Annotated in this window: 19 protein-coding genes and 1 pseudogene; 7 read left to right on the top strand and 13 right to left on the bottom strand. The window is 43.0% G+C overall.

Annotation, left to right across the window (positions count from 1 at the left end):
- Positions 1 to 87: 87 nt before the first annotated feature.
- On the bottom strand, positions 88 to 600 hold the full coding sequence (locus BLR32_RS11345) for a hypothetical protein (RefSeq protein ID WP_143011442.1): 513 nt from the start codon (positions 598 to 600) through the stop codon (positions 88 to 90).
- 230 nt (positions 601 to 830) lie between these two features.
- Between BLR32_RS11345 and BLR32_RS11350 the strand changes: the two genes are divergently transcribed.
- From BLR32_RS11350 to BLR32_RS11360, 3 genes are all read left to right on the top strand, one after another.
- Positions 831 to 1,394 carry a Crp/Fnr family transcriptional regulator gene (locus tag BLR32_RS11350; protein WP_089831665.1) on the top strand — a complete coding sequence of 188 codons (564 nt, stop codon included), beginning with the start codon at positions 831 to 833 and terminating at the stop codon, positions 1,392 to 1,394.
- A gap of 123 nt (positions 1,395 to 1,517) precedes the next feature.
- Entirely contained in the window at positions 1,518 to 1,907 is a 390-nt protein-coding gene (locus BLR32_RS11355; RefSeq protein ID WP_089831667.1) for a RidA family protein, read from the top strand.
- A 163-nt stretch (positions 1,908 to 2,070) separates the two neighbouring features.
- On the top strand, positions 2,071 to 2,700 hold the full coding sequence (locus BLR32_RS11360) for a hypothetical protein (RefSeq protein WP_143011443.1): 630 nt from the start codon (positions 2,071 to 2,073) through the stop codon (positions 2,698 to 2,700).
- Between the two features lie 118 nt (positions 2,701 to 2,818).
- On the opposite strand, the gene BLR32_RS11365 is transcribed toward BLR32_RS11360, so the two are convergent.
- The 8 genes and pseudogenes from BLR32_RS11365 to BLR32_RS11395 all read right to left on the bottom strand — a co-directional run bounded on the left by BLR32_RS11365 (position 2,819) and on the right by BLR32_RS11395 (position 10,180).
- A complete protein-coding gene (locus BLR32_RS11365) occupies positions 2,819 to 3,628 on the bottom strand; it encodes a DJ-1/PfpI/YhbO family deglycase/protease (RefSeq protein WP_218124173.1) in 810 nt (269 codons plus the stop codon).
- Between the two features lie 143 nt (positions 3,629 to 3,771).
- The gene (locus tag BLR32_RS11370) at positions 3,772 to 4,584 is read right to left on the bottom strand and encodes an alpha/beta fold hydrolase (RefSeq protein WP_089831671.1); all 813 of its coding nucleotides are present in this window, start codon (positions 4,582 to 4,584) and stop codon (positions 3,772 to 3,774) included.
- Between the two features lie 8 nt (positions 4,585 to 4,592).
- A complete protein-coding gene (locus BLR32_RS11375; RefSeq protein WP_089831673.1) occupies positions 4,593 to 5,159 on the bottom strand; it encodes a carboxymuconolactone decarboxylase family protein in 567 nt (188 codons plus the stop codon).
- A gap of 3 nt (positions 5,160 to 5,162) precedes the next feature.
- Positions 5,163 to 5,744 carry a cupin domain-containing protein gene (locus BLR32_RS11380; RefSeq protein ID WP_089831675.1) on the bottom strand — a complete coding sequence of 194 codons (582 nt, stop codon included), beginning with the start codon at positions 5,742 to 5,744 and terminating at the stop codon, positions 5,163 to 5,165.
- 9 nt (positions 5,745 to 5,753) lie between these two features.
- The gene (locus tag BLR32_RS11385; RefSeq protein ID WP_089831677.1) at positions 5,754 to 5,975 is read right to left on the bottom strand and encodes a 2TM domain-containing protein; all 222 of its coding nucleotides are present in this window, start codon (positions 5,973 to 5,975) and stop codon (positions 5,754 to 5,756) included.
- Positions 5,976 to 6,165: 190 nt separating this feature from the next.
- A complete protein-coding gene (locus BLR32_RS11390) occupies positions 6,166 to 7,797 on the bottom strand; it encodes a sigma-54 interaction domain-containing protein (protein ID WP_449384799.1) in 1,632 nt (543 codons plus the stop codon).
- 6 nt (positions 7,798 to 7,803) lie between these two features.
- Positions 7,804 to 8,127: pseudogene (locus BLR32_RS34715) on the bottom strand (response regulator); the annotation flags it as partial.
- A gap of 13 nt (positions 8,128 to 8,140) precedes the next feature.
- Positions 8,141 to 10,180 (bottom strand): tetratricopeptide repeat-containing sensor histidine kinase, encoded by a 2,040-nt coding sequence (locus BLR32_RS11395; RefSeq protein WP_176842240.1) that lies wholly within the window; start codon positions 10,178 to 10,180, stop codon positions 8,141 to 8,143.
- 765 nt (positions 10,181 to 10,945) lie between these two features.
- Between BLR32_RS11395 and BLR32_RS11400 the strand changes: the two genes are divergently transcribed.
- The 3 genes from BLR32_RS11400 to BLR32_RS11410 are packed head-to-tail and all read left to right on the top strand — an operon-like array spanning position 10,946 to position 12,872.
- On the top strand, positions 10,946 to 11,500 hold the full coding sequence (locus BLR32_RS11400) for a hypothetical protein (protein ID WP_143011444.1): 555 nt from the start codon (positions 10,946 to 10,948) through the stop codon (positions 11,498 to 11,500).
- 26 nt (positions 11,501 to 11,526) lie between these two features.
- Positions 11,527 to 12,033 (top strand): hypothetical protein, encoded by a 507-nt coding sequence (locus tag BLR32_RS11405; RefSeq protein ID WP_089831684.1) that lies wholly within the window; start codon positions 11,527 to 11,529, stop codon positions 12,031 to 12,033.
- Positions 12,030 to 12,872, top strand: a complete 843-nt coding sequence (locus BLR32_RS11410; RefSeq protein WP_143011445.1) for a tetratricopeptide repeat protein — start codon at positions 12,030 to 12,032, stop codon at positions 12,870 to 12,872. The genes BLR32_RS11405 and BLR32_RS11410 overlap by 4 nt, the downstream gene beginning before the upstream one ends.
- Before the next feature lie 17 nt (positions 12,873 to 12,889).
- Here BLR32_RS11410 and BLR32_RS11415 read toward each other — a convergent pair whose 3' ends face one another.
- The 4 genes from BLR32_RS11415 to BLR32_RS11430 all read right to left on the bottom strand — a co-directional run bounded on the left by BLR32_RS11415 (position 12,890) and on the right by BLR32_RS11430 (position 16,228).
- Positions 12,890 to 13,603: a superoxide dismutase gene (locus tag BLR32_RS11415; RefSeq protein WP_218124174.1), complete on the bottom strand. Its 714-nt coding sequence runs from the start codon at positions 13,601 to 13,603 to the stop codon at positions 12,890 to 12,892.
- Positions 13,604 to 13,621: 18 nt separating this feature from the next.
- On the bottom strand, positions 13,622 to 14,806 hold the full coding sequence (locus BLR32_RS11420) for a chromate transporter (protein WP_089831690.1): 1,185 nt from the start codon (positions 14,804 to 14,806) through the stop codon (positions 13,622 to 13,624).
- The gene (locus BLR32_RS11425; protein ID WP_089831692.1) at positions 14,799 to 15,266 is read right to left on the bottom strand and encodes a chromate resistance protein ChrB domain-containing protein; all 468 of its coding nucleotides are present in this window, start codon (positions 15,264 to 15,266) and stop codon (positions 14,799 to 14,801) included. The genes BLR32_RS11420 and BLR32_RS11425 overlap by 8 nt, the downstream gene beginning before the upstream one ends.
- 119 nt (positions 15,267 to 15,385) lie before the next feature.
- Complete coding sequence (locus tag BLR32_RS11430; RefSeq protein ID WP_089831694.1) at positions 15,386 to 16,228, bottom strand: chromate resistance protein ChrB domain-containing protein; 843 nt, start codon at positions 16,226 to 16,228, stop codon at positions 15,386 to 15,388.
- 243 nt (positions 16,229 to 16,471) lie between these two features.
- Between BLR32_RS11430 and BLR32_RS11435 the strand changes: the two genes are divergently transcribed.
- Positions 16,472 to 16,921 carry a hypothetical protein gene (locus tag BLR32_RS11435; protein ID WP_089831696.1) on the top strand — a complete coding sequence of 150 codons (450 nt, stop codon included), beginning with the start codon at positions 16,472 to 16,474 and terminating at the stop codon, positions 16,919 to 16,921.
- Positions 16,922 to 16,980 lie beyond the last annotated feature (59 nt).

Here is a 16,980-nt window from a genome sequence, read left to right on the forward strand (position 1 = left end):
GATGGATGGAAAAGGCGGTCCTTTTGCCGGACCGCCTTTTTTATTGCAAAGATGTAAATACCATTTCAGGAGAGAGAGGATTACATACTAACCTGCGAGGGCTACGGATGTAAGCTTAATATGGCCTTTCTTTGTGATTTCGAAAATGTAGATAACGGCGGATTCTCCAACCCACTTTTCTTCTCCTTCCTTGAAGATAGTTTTTGAGATCACATTTAACATCAAAGTGTTGTCAGGTTTGTGCCATGTCGCAATCATCCCATAACTCTTTGATGCAAGGCTGTCTTCGAATGTTGGGGTGGTATACTCACCTGTCTTATACAATTCCTCTGTTTTGATCTTTAACAGACACTTGATGAAGTCTTTTTCGAATATCTTATTGAAATCCTCCTTCTCTGTAGTAGGCAAGTCAACATATACTTTTGCCTTTTTTTTATCTCCCTGATAAACCGCATCCCGGAACTGCCGGAAATTGTAAACCCAATAAGCCGTATCCTTTTGAAGGAACGGGGTATCCGGTATATCCTGCGGTGTCTGTGCAGAAGCTGCCATACAAAATAACAAGGAAAAGAAGAGGAACATAGGTCTGATCAGGGACATTGTATTTGGGTATTTTATGAAGGTTAAGGCCCAAAGCTAACAAATTATTCGAATATTTCACGTCCGCCGTCTCCATCAGCGCTGCGATAGACAGGTTCTGAATGACAGCCAATATCAGACCAGCAAACGAGGTTTCTCTGTCTGATATTGGTCTGTTCACTTAATTTATTTTACTTTGCCTGTAGCTACCGGGAATTACAGTAACCCTGGGCTTGTGCACACTTTATCTTATGCAGGAACAACTCAGAGAACATATAGAAAAGATAATACCTCTCACTGATGATGAGTTCGCGCTCGTGATGACTCATTTCACCTTTAAGAAGTTTAAGAGACATCAGTTCATTATCCAGGAAGGGGATGCTGTAAAATATTCTTATTTCGTAGTAAAGGGCCTTTTAAAGCTTGTGTATACCGATGCTTCGGAAAAGCAGCACATTGTCTCCTTCGCTATGGAAGACTGGTGGGAAAGCGATTTTTATGCCTTTTACACCCAGGCTAAAGCTACTATGTCCTTAGAATGCCTTGAAGATACTGAAGTCTTCTGCCTTTCATTCGAAGATTATCAAAAGCTACGCAATACGCTTCAGAAGATGGAACGTTTCTTCCTTGAAAAGTCGAACTTCGGTTTTCTCGGAGCACAACGTCGCATCATATCCCTGATCACATCTAATGCTAAAGAGCGTTATGAACAGCTCCTTAAACAATCTCCTTCCCTTGTTCAGCGTGTACCCAAAGGTCTTCTTGCTGCCTATCTGGGCGTTTCCCGCGAGACCCTGAGCCGCTTATCTTCCTAATGTGACAAACATCACTTTTTAATCGTGCGGTTTGTCAAAAATCAAGTCCGTGTGTATTCGGAATTTTGAGGTACAATTTTAAACACAGTGCCAGCATTGGCGCAAAACTCAAAAACGAAGAACATGGAAATAAGGAACATTAATCCCTGGAAATGGCAGGATGCACGTAGTTATTCACAGGCAGTTGAAGTAAAAAATGTAGAAGGTACACTCTATTGTTCAGGTCAGGCGGCTATAGATGCTGAAGGAACATCAAGTAATGCAGATATGCAATCCCAGTTAATACAGGCGATACAGAACCTGGAACAAGTGATCGGTGAGGCTGGATACGAGTGCAAAAACATTGTTCGGCTGAATATCTATACGACTTCGACGGCAGAGCTTTGGCCTAACTTCCCCATTTTCCAGGATTGGATAGCCAAGCATGGCATTAAGCAAGCCGTTACCTTATTGGAAGTAAAGAGTCTTTTCGAAACATTAAAAGTAGAACTGGAAGCCACGGTGGTAAAATAGTCAACGCATGTACGAATCCGAGCAGGAACCGTCCAATTTCGGACGGTTTTGCTGTATCATACAACCCATCATTCCTGCCAGCAGGATTTTGCAAGACCGGCATAGTCATTGATGCTTATTGGCGCCCGCGGGGCACTAACACCCCGGTATAAATCCAATGACTATGAAAAAGATGCTTCTTTTACTGTTATGTCTCTGGTCCCTGCATTCGTTTGGACAGGATCAGGCTAAGTTCAATCCTGAAACATGGAAAGCGCCGTATTATTTGCCTGTTGAAGGATGGGATATCGAGCGTTTCCCGATACCAATTGAATTTGCCCCTACTATTCCCTATAAAGGCGTAGAAGATATCCGCTTTACAAAAGGCTGGGGCGAAGCTGGTAGTCAGGAATACTGGTCCTATTCTTTCCTATGGTATTTAGAGGGAGCGCAGAAGATCAGTGCTGAAGTCATCAATAAAAACCTAAATGCGTATTATGATGGCTTGATTGGCCGGAACATTGAAAGCAGGAAAATCCCTGCCAATATGGTCACCAAAACAATTACCCAGGTGAAGAAACTTGCCAAACCACAGGGCAGCGATGAGGCTACCTATTCCGGCACCGTCAGCATGCTGGATTATATGGCTAAGAAACCAATGGTGCTTAATTGTGTGGTACATGTTATTAAATGCCCGGGAATGACTAATACGCTCGTTTTCCATCAGCTTTCACCGCAACCTTTGACCAGTCCTGTCTGGACAAAATTTAAGGAGCTAAGAAGCCAGTTTAACTGTAATATGCGATTATATTAGGCGGATGGTTAGAATTTACTAAAAAGGGGGTGTCTTCAAAATAAAGGAGACACCCCCTTTTGTTTGCCAAAAGGAGTGTCTCCTATGTTTGCTTAAACAGAGGCCTCCTTTACACCGCTTACTTTTTGATCAACCAGCTCTCTACCGCCCTTGAAAATTCAGCTACATCTATAGGATGCCTGCTGGTTATCAGATTCCCGTCTGTTACTACGGGCTGGTCTAATACTGTACCTCCGGCGTTCTTTAAATCCACCTGTATATTCCAGTAACCTGTCAGCTTTCTTCCTTTTAAAATATCTGCCGAAGCTAATACAACCGGTGCGTGACAAATAGCGGCAATCAGTTTCCCAGACTTATTGAAATCCCGAATAAACTTTATTACATCTTTATCGTAACGCAGGTTATCCGGGTTCCATGCTCCACCGGGTATAAAAACAGCATCATAATCGTCTACCTTGATCTTGTCTGCAGTACGATCAAATTCTATCCAGCCAACTGGTTGCAAATACTGAATGGCCATGATATGTGTTTTTGCCGTTTCCGGATACATCAGACCGTACCTCTCTGGCGCAGGATTGTATTTCGGAGCTACAATATCTACCTGCGCGCCGAGTTGTCTGAAATACCATACAGGCCCAAGTAATTCAATTTCCTCGAAACCATCAGCAGCCAATACTGCGATCTTTTTACCCTTTAATGCAGTTGGATCTGTTACAGGCGTAAAGAAGAAAGCTCTCAATGCCTCATTTCCGGGCGCATTCAAAAGCTGGGAAACAGGCATATTCACCACTACTGAGGGAGACGAAAGTTGATTTAACACGGAAAGCTCATGACTGTTCATTTCTGTTGTTTTAACCTGTGCTGTTGCACTCAATACAGTAAAAGCACTTACTATACCCGCCAGCATGGATTGATTAAAAAAATTCATTTCATACATTTTTAATTGTTACAGATACTTGCCCTTACCCGATGGAGCAAATCTTATCAGCGTGTGAAGTCCGCTTTTACATAAATGCTACCCGGCAGCAAATACATTGCGAGCATAAGATTTCTTGTCATTGTAAATTAAATTTATTGTGCAGCTTCTGTCAACAACGCTGAGACGGTATGCGGTTCTGCCAGGAAGGGTGAATGACCTGTGTTCACCATGTACACGGCTTTTATACCCGCCGCTGCTATCATACGATCCTGCAGCGCTGGTGAGATCACGATATCCTTCATTGTCTTTATATATACTTTATCTACAGAACCGAAGCCTTCATTTGTCAGCGTAACCTTGTTTGCAAATGGAATAGCCGGCTCTGCCCGGTAGTTAGCCAATACCAGGTCTTTAACAGCTGGAGAACCATCGTTGATAAAAAGATATGTGAGGCTGTCGTGTTTTACATCAAGTGTCAACTGATCGGCAGAAGGTCTCAGCAATGGTCCTAATTGGGAGCCAGGGTCCGAATAAGCAAGATCTGTAAGTGCCTGTCCCGTTGCAGGCAAAAAAGCCCCTATGTAAACCAGCTTTCTGATCTTATTGGGGATTTTTTCAGCCACACTTGTAATCACCATGCCCCCCATGCTATGTCCTACGAGAATTACACTACTATCGGCTTCAGAAATAGCATTGATCACTTTATCCCTGTATACGTCAAGACTCAGCCGGTATGGGGCCGTTGTATCGGAGCCGTGGCCCGGCAGCTCCACCACAATCACTTTGTTGCCTTTTTTGACAAGATCTGCCTGCACAGAATCCCAAACGTACGGAGCCTGCCATGCACCATGTACCAGTACATAAACCTGGGGAGCAGGATCCTGTCCTTTTTCATGGTTAGTGCATGAAGCTGCTGTTATACTAAACGCTGCAGCAGTCAGCAGCAATAGAATTGATTTTTTCATGTAAGAGCTTATAAGTTTTCGGGTGAGGGCATATCAAATCCGTTTAAAATAATTGCTATGAAGCAGTAGCCTCCGATAAGAAAGAAGAGCTCTGCTACCGCGTTCTGCCCAAGCAGGTGAATTGCCCGCTTGTAAGTTGAATCCGGTACTATATGACCGGCAACCAGCACCTGGGCGATAGTATGAGCAATAGTCTCCTGTTCGTTTAAACCATCAGGACGAGAGCCCGCTGCAAGCGATGCGATTACATCGGGTGAAAGACCAAATGCTTCAGCCATGATCTCGTGCGCATACAGTTCGAAGCGTGCTCCAAAAGATCCTGCAACCGTTAGGATAGCCACCTCGCGCACCCTTTTGTCGAGCGTTGCATGCATGTCGAGCGTTCTGAGAAAACTTAATGCAGGAATGCCGAACTGTGGGTATTGTAACATAGCTGGGAAAGGACCCAATAATGCCCCCTGCGCATCCGTCATCGTTACCTGGCTTTGACTTCGGCCAACAAGATTAGCGATTTCGTTATGTACTGAAAGGGCTTCGGCACCAAGGTTAGCTGGTGGTAGTGGTTGTATACGCATGGTTTAATTTTTCGGAGTTACAATTTCAGGTGTAAACTCCCCGTCGATCAAAACGAAAGCCATACGGCATATCTTACCCGAGCGGTTAGCCCAGGCATGATTGGTCCCGTTTTGAATAATGATATCACCGGCGTGAATAACCGTCTCCTCCTGATCCAGCACCAATGTTATTTCTCCTTCCAGTACAATTCCGTAATCGACCGTTTTTGTGCGGTGCATTAACGGATGAGGGGCTGCTTCGTTTGAGGTAGAGGCTTTTTCATCCCCCATTGATTTGAATTTAGCAGCTGCATCTGCCCCGCTCAGTTTTCGTATTTCTTCACCCTCAGGCGGAAATTCAATGACCCGTAAACGGGTCCCATTTTTAGGAGGTGGTAATATCAGGCCCTTTTCTTCAGGCTCAACTGGCTGCGCGTGAATCAATGCAGGGGTTTCCAGCGTATGCCATACTTCAAAAAAAGTAGGGCCGCCTGGTCCGCCTACAAGTTGCGTATGCGTGGGAGGGGCATCGGTAATAATAACCGCTGTGCCATCCGTGTTATGACCCGTTATAATACGCCTGAATGTTTTTTGTTGCTGGTTCATATGTTGTTTTTAATTGCTCTTTGATTTTTTGAAAACAAATACACCCAGGTAATGGAATATAACACCGATAACCCATGCAACGGTAGACCACAGCGGCCAGGGGTAGCTTCTATCAGTGAAGTACCATACGATCCACATAACAGGGATGGAAAGCAGGAAAACGATCAGATGAATTCTGAAACCCTTTTTAGGGTTGATGGAGGCTTCGCTCCATTGATTTGGATATGACATAAAATTAGGTTTGGTCTATGTTGACCATTTATATGCCATTCTGCTACAAGGATAATATGCGGAGAAAAGTAATTTGCTAATAGATTGAAAGTAAGATCAATATTAACAGCTGACAATACAGAGAGGGCGAAAAAACACTGTATGGCTCTCCGATACTTCGGAGTCCGAACTCCGAAATATCGGAGTTTGCTTAGTCAAAATCCTGCTTTCTTATATTCAACCTGACCATTTTTGACTCAAGGGTGGTAGGTTTCATATTTAATAATTCTGCGGCTCCATTGACTCCCCGTATACGGCCTTTTGTTTTTTGGAGGATGGAAGTAATATACTCTCTTTCTGTTTCCCGCTGAATATGCTTTATTTCATCAAATGTATTAACATCAGTTTTTCCTGTAAGGCTAAAAGCCGGTGATGAAAGGTCCCGCATTAGTTGCAATTTCGTCCTGCCATCATTAACAACAACAGACTGCTCCACAACATTCTCCAGTTCACGAATATTTCCAGGCCAGCTATACGCGCATATTTTCTGGATCATGGCGTCTGAAATTCCGCTAAAGGGTTTACCGAATTCCTTACAAAATCTATTTGCAAAAAACAGGGTTAGTGCTTCTATGTCAGTTTTACGTTCACGCAATGGCGGTAAAGTAATCGGGAAAACATTCAATCGATAATACAGGTCAAGACGGAACCTTCCTTCAGCGACTTCTTTTTCCAGGTTACGGTTTGTAGCAGCAACAACGCGAACACTAACTTTTACAGGTGATTTGCCACCGACATATTCGATCTCCCTCTCCTGTAAAACACGTAATAATTTCGTTTGTACAGCAAGTGGCAGTTCTCCGACTTCGTCCAAGAAAATAGTTCCGCCTTCTGCCTGTTCGAACTTTCCTTTCCTTTTTTCGATAGCGCCTGTAAAAGCGCCCTTTTCGTGACCGAACAACTCAGATTCTACCAATGTTTCAGGAATAGCGGCACAATTAACCTTAATGAATGGTCCCTTTTTCCTGGTTGAAAGTTCATGAATGGATTGAGCTACCCTTTCTTTACCCGTTCCGCTCTCGCCCAATATCAGAACGGATGTATTATAAGGCGCCACCTGCGTTGCAAGATCCAATGCAGCTAATAAAAGATGATGATTTCCAACAATGCTTTTGAATCCGGGATAAAACTCCGCTTTATTCCGTTTTTTATCTGGAGAAACAGGCCAATCCCCTTCTGCAGATGATGATGTATCGTAATAAACGATCTTTTCAGCCAGGTCTGTCAGGCATTGTTTTATCCGGTTTAAGAAGGCAAGATGGGCTTTGCTGTATATACCCGGCTGGCGACTATAGAAAAAATAATGAACCGACAATCCATAGCCCAGCGAAACAGGAAATACCAGATATGACTCCATTCGCAAACAATTTAACAATATTCTTTGCAGCGAATTGTTCGGGGCATTATTCTTTGATACTTCACTGCTATAAATGTTCCCGTTGCTGTCGGCATGGCTATTTTCGATAACTGCATAAAGAGATTTATTGTCTAAACCCGTCATGGTGAGTAACTCCTTTTCACCGATATGCTGGTATTCATCAAAACCAACCCGCAGATAACCTATATCCGTGAACCGTTCCCCATTCAGGGGTCTTACACCGGTTGCCATAAAATCAAACGGGATAAAAGATTGCATAGCCTCAGCCAGTTTTAAAAATTTTAACTGAACATCTGATTCTTCACTACATGTCTCAGTCAGTATTTTTTGTAAACGCTCTTCATTCCGCAATTTTGACTCAAGGCTGTGCGTATGACGATACCATGCAATATCCAGGGTGATCAACAGGTCTTTCTCCCTGAATGGTTTAACTAAAAAACCGTAAGGCTCAGTTGTCTTTGCCTCTTCCAGTACTTTTTGGTTAGAGTTAGCGGAAACATAAATGAATGCGATATTATCCTCTTTCAGCCTCCGGGCCAGCGCAATACCTGAACGTTTCCCGTTTAAGCGTATATCCAAAATCACCAGGTCTGGTGTTTGCTGTTGCAGATACGTTTCAGCCTCTTCAACTGAAGCCGCAATTCCTGTCACGTTATACCCCGCCTTCGTTAATATTATTCGCAGGTCATTGGCTACTACGAATTCATCTTCTACTATAAGTAATTTTTTATTCATCTAAACTAGCTTATTAAGAATTAACAAATGGTTCGTCTGAAGTTGGTTTAGTCATCACTTCAAACCGGATTATTACACTAAGGCCCTTATCACTTACAATACTAACACTACCGTGCAATTGCTTTGCAAGTCCCCGTACGAGGCCAAATCCCAGTGAATTATGCTCCATTACGTCAAAGCCCATCGGCAGGCCGATACCATTATCGGAAATATTAAGTATCACATGATCTTCATTGACAGATTTCAGATTGATACTGACACTCCCGCTGCGATCACCGGGGAATGCATACTTAATAGCATTTACGATACATTCATTGATGATCAATCCGAGCGGAATTGCCTGTGACACATCAAGATCAATGGGCTCAATGGTCTGCTGAAAAACGATCCGGTTGCCGGTATCGAAGCTTTCATACAGGTAACTCAACAGATCTCTGATGTATTCAGGCATAGAAATGGTAGAAATATTTCCGGACAAATAAAGCTTCTGATGTATAAGCGACATGGCCTGCATCCGCCGCAGGCTATCTTTTATTGCCAGTACAGCTGCGTCATTATCGAGATAGGCGGCCTGTGAATTAAGCAGGCTGGTCACCATTTGAAGATTGTTCTTTACCCGGTGATGGATTTCTTTAATGAGCCACTCTTTTTCTTTCAATAATACATGCTGCTTCGTATTCAGCGTTTCTAAAAATATATTTTTCTGGTCTAATTCTTTTTGATGCACCTGCAACTTGTGATTGCTTTTGTGTTTCAGAAGATAACGGTTAAATAATAATCCTACAACGATCACTAATAATACTGCACAGGCCAGGGTGATATTTTTTGTTCTGTTGGCCTGATCAACCCCAATACGCTGTAAGTGGTTCTGGTTGTTCAGGGTTTCAATATCTTTTTCCTTCTTAGCAGTTTCGTACTGAACCCTCAATTCTTCCATTTGCCAGCTTCTGGTTTCATTGAAGATGGAATCGCTCAATAGCTTGTGTCTTAGTAAATGTTTCATGGCTGAAGGATAATTCCCCATGCCGGAATCGGCCCTGAAAAGCAACAGGTGAATATCTTTAGCTTCGGGAAGTGAATTGGTGGTTTCAGCGGTATTCAGGGCCTTTTGCAAATAGAAGGCGGCTTTCCGGTATTGCGTTTTACCGATGAAATATTGACCTAACTCGTAATGAATATCGCTTGTAATTTCATTGTCTTCCTGCAACTGACCGGACAGCTTTATCAATTCAGCATAATATTTTTCAGCCTGCCTTTCCTGTTTCACAGCATGATAACAAAACGCCAATGAACCGAGCAGGCATGCTTCTGCGTGAACACCAAGGGGTTTGTTCTTTGCTTCGATATCAAGCATATATGCCAGTGCTTCCTTTGCCCTTTTTATCTTTATAAGTTCCTTTGCAAAAAAGAACGCATCCCTAAATACATACCCATTGTTATCCCCGTCAAATACCCGGTCCCTGAGCACTTTTGAATACCACTCTACGCTTTTGTCCGGCTGCCCGGATTCCCGGTACATATTTGCAAGGCGACGATAAAAAGTAGTAGCCGAAACTGAATCATGAGTAGCTTCCACGCTTTCTACTGCCTTCGAGCCATAAAAAATACACTTGCTAAAATCACCTTTATAGCGGCTGGTTACCGCCAGCAGATCGTAAATGTAGTGCAGGTCCCGGTATCCGATGGCCTTGTAACGTTCAAGTACATCCAGTAACTCCGTTTCAGCAAGATCCAGCTCCCCGTTCACCAAATGTATATCAGCAATTGTCTTTAACACCCACGCCTGTCGTTCCTGATTACCGCTTTTTTCATAAAGCGAAAACATTTTTTCAAAACAATAAAGTCTAGTTATTCCAGTCTGCTCGCGCAAGGGGATCAGCGTTGCTAATTCATGCCATAGGAGTGCTTCATTTTCTTCATTACCAGGCAGACTTACTTTATCTATTGTTGTTTGGTATAGCTTTCTGCTTTGCTGCAAACCCTCGGCAATAAAGGACTGCATTGCGTTGATATGTATACGTTCATACTGCCATTTTTCAGGTAAATGATTCACTGCAATTTTATTTGCCCTTTCTAAAAAAAACATCGAACTATCCAGATCCTTTTTCGTTCTGTCGGTATGAAAGATATAATGCCGGCCCAATATTATCAATAAACGAAAGCGGGTCGGCTCATTTAGTGTATTCAACAGGGTAAGCGCTGATCTTATTTCATTTTTTCTGATCAATGCATCCCCCTTTATTAAAATCGCCTCATTCTTACCATTTTCGTACTTTAAAGCCTCGCTCAAATGAAGGGCTTCCTCCGCGAAGTAGCAGGCGCTGTCGAATTGCGTTCGCGGATTACCGGTTTTGTACAAATAATACTCCCTCCGTACATAATATTGCCCAAGCTTTAGCAAAAGAGACACACGACCTGTATCCGCTTTACTTTTTTGAAGTTGTATAACCAATTGTGAATGAGCATCGTCTTTTAACTGAGAAAATGACAAAAAGGGGGAAACCACCCAAATAAAAATGGCGGCAGAAATATAGAAGAACGCTTTGCTGCAGTGTCGCATTTAGTAAATAATAACCTATTTAATTGTTCATTAATGCTTATGTGGTTTGCTATGGTATTTTCCCTCCGGGCGTTTCGGGTTAGTTAAGTGGCGATTTCCTGGTTAATTGGATACAATTTCGAAAAATACCAATACTAAATTAACGCAAATACACATCTGACCAGCCACCCCGGCAAAAAATTCAAAGAGGGTTATCTCTTTATCTTTGAACCCCTCCCTTTTTGCTTTATATTTGGTCCCGGCTAATACCGCACCACTATGTCAATGCTCAAATCCTTGTACGTAAGGATCAAAATTCAAAAAGATAACCTCGAACGATTCCTTCAGGACAAACCCGTTGAAGCAACTGTTGATCAGGATTGGACATCATGGTGGGATAGCCGCGACATGTACGGTAAGCAACCACTGTCGAAGATCTATTTTTATCAGACAGGCTCCAACCGGGAGGTCCTGGCAACAACTGCCAATGAGTTCAGAATTGGAAAAGAGGAACAAATGGAGGATGGCGTGGAAGAATGGATCTTCTGCGTGGTATTCTTTAGTGAAAACTACGAGGAAAGTCTGGCCATGTTAACCTGGTTGAGAAGTATTGCTCCTTACATGGATCCTGATGGAGAGGGCGTCGCCCTGATTTATGACTTCTTCTGGGGAAGTGGAGTAGTAATGGCTCACCTGGAGTTCACCGGACAGAAAGTATCTTTCAGGTTAACAAAAGACATTGCAGAACTTGACCCAGCGTTGCTGGCAGCCGCAAATAATTCGATGGAGACTGCCTTTGACGCTGTCTCTGCTTATTATGGAGAGACTGATTAGCAAAAGCCCCATTTACCTATACCGTTATGTATCAACTGAAAAGCATTATACTATCCTTTGTCTTTTTGTGCCTTATCCTACCCGCCTTTGCCCAGCAACAAACTTTCCCTGAGCATGTAGGAGATATTCCTTTTGATAGTCTGCAGGACGATCCGGGGTTCGTAGTCTGTAATCCCAAACAGGTGCTACAGTACTACAATACTGTATCCTACTATAAGGATCATAAAAAGGAGATCATAAAATATCTGCAGGATAATTTCAGTACACAGGATAGTTTCCAGGACCAGAATGGATTTCTGACCATCAGATTCATTATAAATTGTAATGGGAACACTGGCCGTTTCCGCCTTTTTGAAATGGACAATAACTATCAGCCTATTCATTTCAATGAAGCCTTATCTCAGCAGCTACTTAAGCTGGTAAAACAGCTCAGTGGATGGCAACCGGCTGTTTATAAAGAGAAAGTATATGACAGCTATCAATACATCACTTTCCATATCAGGAATGGTAAAATAATAAGTGTCAGCCCATGAAGAAAACATACCTGCTCCTATATCTTTGCTTAATTAGTCTTGCTGTTAGCGGACAGCAGAATTGTGACATCTATACAGACTCTCTCTGTAGTCTTGCCTGCAAGCTACGCAACCTCTCCAGCTCTTTTCCACAGGGCTCCCGCAGGAGCCAGGAATGTTTGGACAGTGCCATCCACTTATGCCCTGAGATGGCAGATGCCTGGCGGGAGATTAGTGTTCCTTATCTGAAACGAGGGGATTTCGTAACCTGGCGCAGGTATATGGATAAAGCAGTAGACCTGCAGCCTACCAGAACCCTCGATGTAAGAGGCTGGTGTAGATTTAAGTTCCTGAGGGATTATGAGGGCGCTCTTGAAGATCTGAAACGATTCGATAGTTTGTCCCACTTTGCGTCTAAGCATACCGGGGATGGTACTTACAGCTTAAATGTCGTTATGGCTTTATGTGAGCGGGAGTTGGGTAATTACTCCAATGCGGCTCTTTATTTCTCCAGGGGTATTGATAGTATTTTTTATACTAAAGGAAAGGATTTTATTGGATTGTTTGACTTTCTGCACAGGGCTGTATTAAAGCTAAGACAGCAGGATTATACTGGTGCTTTATCTGATCTTAATCAGCAGGAGAAAGTGTGCAGGAATTATGTAGAAACGAGCTATTATAAAGGCATTGCCTATCGCGCTCTTGGAAAGCATAAACAGGCAAAACAGCAGTTTCAAAATGCAGCTCGCCTATACAAGGAAGGATTTCACATGTCTGATGTTTATTGTGAAATGCTGGATGCGGTATATCCTTCGGATGTGAAGGAGGCTTTGGAAGAAGGCATCCCGGCTCCGCACTAAGCCGGGACGCTCAGTGCTCAGGATAGTTGCTGTGCCTTGTTAAGCCGCTCGGCAACATTATCCCAGTTAATAATATTGAAAAGAGTGTCTACAAAATCCTGGCGTTTATTCTTGTATTTCAGATAGTATGCGTGTTCCCACACATCAATAACAAGGATGGGTACAGCACCCCATTGTTGCAGCTTTTCATGATTCTCGCACTGCATAATGGTCAGTGAGCGGGAGTATGGCTGATAAGCCAGGATGCCCCAACCATTACCGTCAATATTCTTTGCTGATTCTGCAATGTATCCTTTAAATTTATCGAAAGAGCCAAAGCTTTTTTCAATCATCTTTAACAGCTCTCCTTTAGGATCTGATTTCCTGTTGGTCAGATTAGTCCAGAAGATGGTATGCAGCAAATGACTGCCGAAATGATAGGATAATTTCTTCGTGTAAAAATCCACTGTATCAAGACTATTTTCATCAATGGCTTTCCTGATCATTTTAATATCATTATTAGCGCCCTTAACAGCGCCGCCGTGATGAAACTGGTGATGCAAATGCAAGGTTTCGGCATCCATATTCGGTTCCAGGAAAGATTCTGAATATGGCAGCTGGTTAAGTATAAAATTGCCCTGTTCATCTGTCAGCTTATCCAGGTTGCTTTCCTGGATACTTTGGGCCAGTACTCCATTTGATTTTAAAACACCTGCCCCACCGATGAGTAATCCACTTTTGAGAAATTGCATTCTGTCCATATGTTTGATTTATTGGTGATTTATTACACTTCTTAATAAAATGCCCACCAGTGCTGCTATAAGTATAATGACCGGTTCAGATATCTTTTTAAACCGCCACAATACCAATGCTGTGAGCAGGGCAATACCAACGGTATAAGCATCCGTCAGTGATCTTTTTCCCAGTACGATCACTGCTCCTGAAATGGCCCCTACAGCCGCAGCTGTTACTCCATCCACAAACGCCTTTATACCGGGGTGTTTCCCATACTTTCGGAAATAAGGCGCCGGCAGTACGGTAAACAGATAACTGGGAAAAAAGGTTGCAAAAGCAGCTACACAGGCCCCCGGGAATCCTGCTACCAGGAAACCGATAAAGCCTACCGTAATTACCACCGGACCGGGTGTGATCATGGCCACGGCAACCGCGTCCATAAACTCCTGTTCATTGAGCCAGCCATATTCTTTCACTACACCTCCATACAGGAAGGGTACAATAGCCAGTCCGCTTCCAAATACCAGGGCGCCGGCTTTGGTAAAGTAAAGCAGTATCTGACCGAGGGTTTTACCCGAATGCTGAACGGATGCCGTCAGTAAGAGGGGAAAAGAAAAAGACCGGGCAACATCGCTTGTCTGTTTCTTCGAAAAGGAGATCCGTTGAGGTGGCGCTTTGAGCAGCCAGTAGACGATTCCTGCTCCCAGGAACAACAACACATTCTCTGTTTCTTTCCACACCGTATAAGTGGCTGCGATAAGGTAAATGCTGATCAGGATCTTATCGCTGCCAATCGACTTTTTTGTAAGCTTATAGGAACTCATGGCAATGATACCAATTACAGCAGCGGCTACTCCGTAAAATACTGACTGCATCAGTGGAATGCCCTCCCAGGTGGTGTAGATGAATCCGAGTAGTACTACCAGCAAAAAGGAAGGAAGAATAAATGCAAGCCCTGCCAGGGTCGCTCCCAATACGCTGTAATGTACATATCCCATATAGATCCCGAGCTGTGCAGCCAGCGGTCCCGGAGCCAGCTGGGCCAATGCCAGTCCTTCCCTGTAATCTTCCTCACTGATCCATTTGCGTTTTTCAACCAGATCACGATGCATGTAACCGGTTAGCGCTACGGGTCCTCCGAAACCAAGACTTCCCAGCTTCAAAAAATAAAGGATCAGATCGCGCAGCGAATATGCTGTTGTATTGTCTTTCTTATTCATTTGTAGCCTGCGTATTTAAAGTCCAGGTATGCTTTTCAGATTGCCTGTATTTTGCCCAGCTATACAAAGCGTCATACATCTTTTTGCCAATCTCCAGGAGCTGATGATCATCTGCGTAGTTATACGACAAACCTGCAGATATAGCCCATAAGCCCGCCGCCTGCGGAGCCAGTTCAAAATGATCAGTATCTGCCGCACGTACAATAATTGCCAGCTGCTGAAGGACCGGATCATTTAGGGCATGCTTCTTTAAAAAATAGTCGAACGTGCAAAGATCTCCTTCATGTGTGTATTCAACACCTGCTATATCGAAAGGGATAGCATTGTATTCCTGTGCTTTTTGCAGTACTTCTGCAGCAGGAACGAATATGATCTCCGCGTTGCCATCAATGAACCTTTCTATCAGCCATGGACAGGCAATACGGTCAATTTTGGGATGTTCACGGGTAATCCATTTCATTGCAGTATATTTTAATACTGCAAATTCAGACAATGAAAAACCAAAAAATAGAACGAAAACGAATGTTTAGTCTGAATTTTACTTTTTGGGGGAAATATTTATGGGCCTACAGGCCGGATCTACTTTTTCACTATATGCTTTTTATAGCCGGAAGGGCTTTTACCTGTAAATTTTTTAAACGTCCTCGTAAAATGGCTCTGATCAGAAAAACCGGTGAGATAAGCAATCTCTGTCAGAGAATGATCAGTAGTTGTCAGTAGCTGTATAGCCTTATCAATACGCAGTTTACGGATATACTCGCCAAATGAAAGGTCATCAAAATACCTGGAGAACTCCCGGGATAAGTAGGACGGATGCACCTGCAGCGTTTCCGACAAGCCTTTGAGGCTCAGATTAAGGTTGGTATCAATCTGGTCCTGGATGATCTCTTTCAGCTCTTTCGCCCATTTGGGGACCTTCTTACTATCATGTTCATGCTGAAGGTATTGTTTGAAGATATCCAGCAACTGATTTTCAAAAGGCTGCTGCGTATGTTTGACATGCTGAAGATACTTCGCCCAGCTATACAAAGAATCGTATAACAGCATCCCCTTTTCCAGTAGCTTATAATCGTCAGGCTCATCATGGGCCATCCCGGCGGATATGGCCCAAAGGCCCGACGACTGCGCCGCGAGATCATGCCTGTCAGTATCTGCCCCTCTCACGATAGGCGCCATTGCATGAACGGCCGGGTCTTGAATATTATGTTTCTTTATTATATAGTCGAAGGTGCAATAATCATCGTAGTGGGTATATTCTACTCCGGCAATATCAAACGGGATGGCATCCAGTTCCTGTGCTTTGTTCATCACTTCACTGAATGGCACATAAATGATCTCTGCATCCTGTTCTACAAAGCGTTTAATAAGCCAGGGACAGGCAAGACGGTCAATTTTGGGACGTTCTCTGGTGATCCATTTCATGCTGATGTGATTAGACTCAAAAGTCCGAAAATATAGTGTTAAAGTCAAGGAAGGGGCTTTTCTGGGTGCTATTTACTCAGGGAGTTTGCGATTTTGAAGATCTGCCGAATGAATGATCTTTCCAGAGATATCTTTTAATTGAAAAAAATAATTCGATTTTGTTAACAACAATGGTGTTCAATAAATTTGCTTAAACAATAACATATTGTTTCAAACAGATATCCTGCATTAAACACGACTTATATGACCTTTAAAAAACATGCTCACACTCTGATAACATTATCCCTGATTATTGTCCTACCCTGTTGCTACTCCCCTAAAATATTCCTCTCAGAAGAAGAAAAAGAATTTGCTGATTCTCTGGCTACAGCATATTCCGCTGATATTAGTTTACAGCATGACTATAATGCAGTAAAAGAAAATAAAAAAAATGGACAATTTTGGATAGAAGTAAAAAACCCTCAGCATGAAGACCTCTGTTCAAAAGACAGTACATCATTGAAAGCAATATCAAAAGGTATTGCCACACAAGTTTTTAAAATAATGAAGTACAAACAAAATTACAATTCTATTGAGATTGTATTTGTCGAATCTGAGTTTCCCGACAAGCAAACGGAAAGTGTCATTTGTAGAAAAATCACACAGGTTAGTACAAGTAACTTCAATACTGTGCAAGTAACTTACTGGCACTAATGTAGAACGCGGCCAAAATGAAAGCTCCGTACTGTCAACAGGTACGGAGCTTTAAAGAC

This window comes from Chitinophaga filiformis, from assembly GCF_900102545.1.
Lineage (GTDB): Bacteria > Bacteroidota > Bacteroidia > Chitinophagales > Chitinophagaceae > Chitinophaga > Chitinophaga filiformis.